This window comes from Streptomyces beijiangensis, assembly GCF_017315755.1.
Lineage (GTDB): Bacteria > Actinomycetota > Actinomycetes > Streptomycetales > Streptomycetaceae > Streptomyces > Streptomyces beijiangensis.
In genome coordinates this window covers 1-781 of sequence record NZ_JAFLRJ010000547.1, presented here as the reverse complement: position 1 = coordinate 781, position 781 = coordinate 1, and the positions used below count along the sequence as shown (strand labels likewise).

General features: G+C 62.6%; 1 protein-coding gene. It reads left to right on the top strand.

Annotated features, from left to right (window positions below):
* Positions 1-301 precede the first annotated feature (301 nt).
* On the top strand, positions 302-667 hold the full coding sequence (locus tag J0695_RS36570; protein WP_206969074.1) for a hypothetical protein: 366 nt from the start codon (positions 302-304) through the stop codon (positions 665-667).
* The last annotated feature ends 114 nt before the right edge of the window (positions 668-781 follow it).

Below are 781 nucleotides of genomic sequence, written 5' to 3'. Positions count from 1 at the left end.
CGTCAAAGCGGAACAAGCTCAGTTCCTGGTGTGAGCTAGCAGGCGCGACTGCTGCGACTTTGGCGAACCACTATGACTCCCCGGCGGTTGCCGGGGCCCACCCATCCGCCCCGAGTCTGGAAGGAGGTGAACAGCGATGGCCACTGTCAAGAAGTTGGTTGCGGCACTGACCGCAGGCAAGGCCCAGGCGCCCCGGCGCGTCGAGAACCTCAAGCATCTCGTACTGCGCTGAGCGGGCGGCCGTGCAGGACCATCCATGACGGCCCTGCACGGCCGGTCCGTCAGGAGAGGGAAACGCAGCATGCGACAGATTCTGGAGCTTTCGGTCACCTCAGCGGTGATCCTACGCATGGTGTTCGCCGGCCTATTCCCCCCGGTGGGCAGGATCCTGAGCTGGCCCATGTACGCATGGGCCACAGCGATCGTCGTGGCGGTTCAAGTCTCCGAAGATGTCGAGCCTGAGGGCGGTAGCTGGGCCGCGATCAACCCATACGAGGATTTACCGCGCGGGGAGTTCATGATCGGCCCCGACACGCTCGACGATTACCTGCAGTTCCTCGCCGATAAGCACCGGTGGGTGCGCTGTTCAGGGTCGGCGTACGGGCATTTCGGAGAACGCAGCATCGAAGTGGCGGATGGTCATGTGGTTGTTGCAGAGCCTCGCTGACGGATTCTCTGTACCGGTGCACGATGCCGTACTCCAGCTCTACCGAATACTCGTCGCCGTAGCCGTGTTGTGGAAATCGGGGGCGACACTCCTCCTAAGGACTGTCCCGTAACT

Bases quoted from the DNA above. Each gene is read 5' to 3' on its own strand.
- J0695_RS36570 (WP_206969074.1), top strand. From the start codon at position 302: ATGCGACAGATTCTGGAGCTTTCGGTCACCTCAGCGGTGATCCTACGC.